The 3,995-nt window shown below is 49.9% G+C and carries 4 protein-coding genes; 3 read left to right on the top strand and 1 reads right to left on the bottom strand.

The features are described from left to right. Nucleotides 1-353: 353 nt before the first annotated feature. The 3 genes from BWI93_RS09710 to BWI93_RS09720 are packed head-to-tail and all read left to right on the top strand — an operon-like array spanning nt 354 to nt 3,122. Nucleotides 354-1,031: a response regulator transcription factor gene (locus BWI93_RS09710; RefSeq protein WP_094810659.1), complete on the top strand. Its 678-nt coding sequence runs from the start codon at nt 354-356 to the stop codon at nt 1,029-1,031. A 2-nt stretch (nt 1,032-1,033) separates the two neighbouring features. Next, complete coding sequence (locus BWI93_RS09715) at nt 1,034-2,329, top strand: HAMP domain-containing sensor histidine kinase (protein ID WP_094810661.1); 1,296 nt, start codon at nt 1,034-1,036, stop codon at nt 2,327-2,329. 19 nt (nt 2,330-2,348) lie between these two features. Then, entirely contained in the window at nt 2,349-3,122 is a 774-nt protein-coding gene (locus tag BWI93_RS09720; RefSeq protein WP_094810663.1) for an HAEPLYID family protein, read from the top strand. 2 nt (nt 3,123-3,124) lie between these two features. On the opposite strand, the gene BWI93_RS09725 is transcribed toward BWI93_RS09720, so the two are convergent. Beyond that, complete coding sequence (locus BWI93_RS09725) at nt 3,125-3,721, bottom strand: aminotransferase class IV (protein WP_094810665.1); 597 nt, start codon at nt 3,719-3,721, stop codon at nt 3,125-3,127. Nucleotides 3,722-3,995 lie beyond the last annotated feature (274 nt).

Raw genomic sequence — 3,995 nt, forward strand, 5'->3', positions numbered from 1 at the left:
GCCACCGCATTGCGGCTGTCGTAGGTCGTTCCGCTGCTCATGGGCGGGAGGGGTTTTCATCTTCAAATACTAGCTGTTGGCTGGTTGGTTGATGTTTCATAGGTATTAAAATACAGTCGAAAACCTTCATGGGCGGCATAAAGCCGAACCCCGCATGGAATGCATACGGACTAAAAAATCAGCCATGTTTGCGGGACGAAGTACGTACGAATGAAACTATCATTTTACATCTCTAACCAGAATAAGTCTATGCCAAAGACCCTGAAACCTCTGGCAAAGCCTTATTCGGTACGGAGCAAATTTCAGATTCTTTCCAGAATTAAACGCGTACTTTGGTACTTTTCCGAAGCCCCATGAAAATTCTATTGATTGAAGACGAACCCGGATTATACGAGACCATTTCCCGCTTTCTGGGCGGAGAGGGCCACGTATGCGAGCTGGCGACTACCTACGACGAAGCTGAAGAAAAGCTGGCTTTGTACGCGTACGATTGCGTACTGATCGATATTATGCTGCCCGGTGGGAGTGGACTGGATTTACTGCGACAACTCAAGGAAAGCCATAAATCAACCGGAGCGATTGTGATTTCGGCCAAAGATTCGCTGGAGGATAAACTGACCGGACTGGACCTCGGAGCCGACGACTACCTGCCCAAACCCTTTCATTTATCGGAACTAAATGCCCGGCTGAAGTCGGTATTGCGGCGGCTGAAATTCGAAGGTTCGGATACTATGGAAGTGGGTTCGCTGACGATTGATACGGAGGCCCGAACGGTTTTTTTCAACGGGGAAGAAGTATTGCTCAACCGCAAGGAATATGACCTACTGATGGTTTTTGTAACCAATCAAAACCGCGTAATCAAGAAATCAGCCCTGGCCGAGCACGTCTGGGGGGATAACTCCGATCAGTCGGATTCCTACGATTTTATTTATTCCCAGATTAAAAATCTCCGCAAACGGTTTAGTCAGGTTGGCTACGAACTGACCATTCAAACGGTATACGGCATCGGCTACAAGTTTTCTCCCCACTGAGTATGAGACTTCTCAATCGCAGTACGCTGATTAGTACCCTGCTGCTGTTGCTGGCTCTGGTCATCAGCGGGTTATACATCTATGATCAGGTGAGTGAGGAAGTACACGACGAAATTGATGAGGAACTGCTGAACCGGAAACTTGAAATTCTCGCCGGAGTACAGTCGCAGACCGTCGTGGAAAACCCACCCCTGTACGCGGGCTTTACCATCGAACCCATTTCCAAAAGAGAGTACAAACACCTCAAGGAACATTTTGAGGACATTGAATTATACGAACTGATCGAGAAAGAGCACGAGCCGCACCGCCAGCTCGTAACCAAGTTCAAACACCGCGATCAGTACTACCGCCTCCGCATCGAAGCGTCCCTGCTCGATCTGGAAGATATGGGCGAAGTCATTGCTTACAGTACGGCCTGGGTATGTGCCGCCCTGGTTTTACTGGGCTTTCTGGTGAATTTTCTATTACAGAAACGTTTATGGCGACCTTTCTACCAGACTCTCGATCAACTGAAACACTTTCGGGTCGATCAGCCGGATGTTCTGCACTTACCAACAAGTTCAATCCATGAATTTCAGGAACTGACGCAGGTAGTAAGCACGTTGGCCGAAGTCAATCGTCGGTCGTACCAGCAGCAGAAGCAGTTTGTGGAGAATGCCTCGCACGAAATCCAGACGCCGCTCGCCATCGCGTTACACCAGGCCGAAGAACTGATCCAAAATCCGGATTTGCAGGAAAAAGACGCCCAGGCCCTGGGTCTGCTGACTGAACAACTCGAACGTTTGTCAGCCCTGAATAAAGCCCTGTTGCTGATGACTAAAATCAGTAATCAGCAGTACGCCGATGTTGAAAATGTCTCCGTGGCTCCCATCGTGCGGCGATTGGTAGGGGAGTACGAATACCTCAGCGAGGAAAAGGAATTACAGCTTGATCTGCAACTGGATGAAACAATGCAGGTACGGGCGAATGTGCATCTGATTGAAATTCTGGTTCGGAATCTGGTCCGAAATGCGATGTTGCATGCGACGGAAAACGGATCCGTACAAATTCATGTAAGCGATCAAAAGCTCAGTATTGCCAATACGGCCCGACCCATTACGGGTAAAACCGAAGCCCTGTTCGAACGCTTTGTTAAGGAAAGTCCTCAGCGGCAATCCCTGGGGCTGGGTTTGGCAATTGTCAAGTCCATTTGTGAGGCGTATCACTACACGCCCGTGATCGAAACTACTGACCATCAGTTTCAGATTACGATTCAGTTTATTCCAGATTCCTTCCAGAAAGACTCCGGAGCTTTGTGACGTAATCGTTCACAAAGCCATGAAATATCTACTGCTTATTGTTCTTTGCGGGAAAGTCTGCACCGCCGTTGCTCAGGATACGACGCAGGTTCCGCCGCCCGTAAAGCCCGTCAAAATTTCCCACGCCGAACCCCTGTACCTGGACTTGGTACGCGACCTCGGAGCCCGTAAAGGCGAGCGGGAGTGGAACGTGGGAACCAGTTTTCAGCGAAAGGCAAGCGTTTCGCAGTGGCACCCGTTCATTGAATACGAATTTGCACCCATCAACCGACTGGGACTGGAAGTGGAAATCCCCTTTCAGGTACAAAAACCGCAATTTGAAGACGGACGGCATTCGACCGTTTCCGTACAAAGTCTGAAAACCTCCGTACAATGGACCTACGCCGTGATCGAACGCTGGCAAACTTCATTGGCGGTAGGCTATACTAATGAGCTTGAACTGCAACGGGGCATCTCCGCCGAGTGCGGATTTCCCTTTGCCGTAGCCGCCAAACGTTGGGGTTCGCACGTGCATACGCTGCTGTACACGGCCTGGGGCGGCGAGAAGCAGGCGGGGCAGTCGCTGCGATCTACGGGGTATCAGGTAAACCTGGCCGTGCATTACGTCGTGGGTAAGGCCTTTGTCGGGGCGGAATGGTACAATGATCCCACCGAGCATATCCTGCGACCGCAGGTACGGTTTGCTTTGAAGAAGAATCTGTTAGTTGGGCTGGTCAGCAGTATCTCCCTGACGCACAAAGCTCCGGTCAGTTCGTTCATTCGGATCATCTACGAACCCAAACGGAGAAAGTAAGCTTAGCGAATCGCCGAAACCGGCAGGCTGGGGGCTAGTTCCCAGGGAATCATGGCATTGAACCAGCGAATTTCCTTGAAGTACCGCAGATCATCGACGGATAAGCGTTCGGGAATCAACTGACCACTCGCTAGTAAAGCCGCCCGCCGCGTGCCTTCCAGCAGGGGTTGATGAGGCGTATACCACTCCTGACCGTCGGAAAGGGCAATATTGGCGTAACTGGTATCGGTAAGCAGACCGTTTCGCACGATCAGAATTTCATCCGCCGCAGCCGCTTTCGTCAAGGACTCCAAAGCCGTACGATCGGCGAATTTGTAAGCATAGTTCAAATCTGAGGCTTCCATTAACTGGAAAGACTGAATCGCACGAATCGTATACGGAATAAATTCTACCTGCTCAATTCCTTCCGCTCCGTACAAAACCCGACAGCGGTAGATGGTCTTCGCATCCAGGGTATCGGGTACGGAAATTAGCTCTTCCAAATCCCAGCGATCCGTCACTCCAAATAAATCTTTCCGGCTTTTGTAGATGCGTTGCTGATGGTAAAACAGGTTTTCCAGTTCGCCCTCGGCTACGCGGATGGTTTCAAGTAATTGCATAGGTTTCGAGTTTGAGGGTTTGAAAGTTTAATGTTTGAGCGTTTGAAAATTAGTAGGTAGATTAATGAAATGGAAGAATTGATCGTTGCACCATGTCTAAAATTAATGACTTGTTTTAGACAGTAACAGGTCCGTCCCTGTAGATATTCGATTGTTTTCTGATAACTATTGCCAGAAGAAGAAAACCTCTCCCGCCCATGAGCAACGGAGCGACCTACGACAGTCGCAATGCGGTGGCCTAGTGCAGGCTGTCGTTAGGCGTGGAGAGGCTCAT

Origin of the sequence: Siphonobacter sp. BAB-5385, assembly GCF_002261125.1 — a bacterium.
GTDB lineage: Bacteria > Bacteroidota > Bacteroidia > Cytophagales > Spirosomataceae > Siphonobacter.

Coding starts and splice junctions, on each gene's coding strand:
- BWI93_RS09710 (WP_094810659.1), top strand. CDS start 354: ATGAAAATTCTATTGATTGAAGACGAACCCGGATTATACGAGACCATT.
- BWI93_RS09715 (WP_094810661.1), top strand. CDS start 1,034: ATGAGACTTCTCAATCGCAGTACGCTGATTAGTACCCTGCTGCTGTTG.
- BWI93_RS09720 (WP_094810663.1), top strand. CDS start 2,349: ATGAAATATCTACTGCTTATTGTTCTTTGCGGGAAAGTCTGCACCGCC.
- BWI93_RS09725 (WP_094810665.1), bottom strand. CDS start 3,721: ATGCAATTACTTGAAACCATCCGCGTAGCCGAGGGCGAACTGGAAAAC.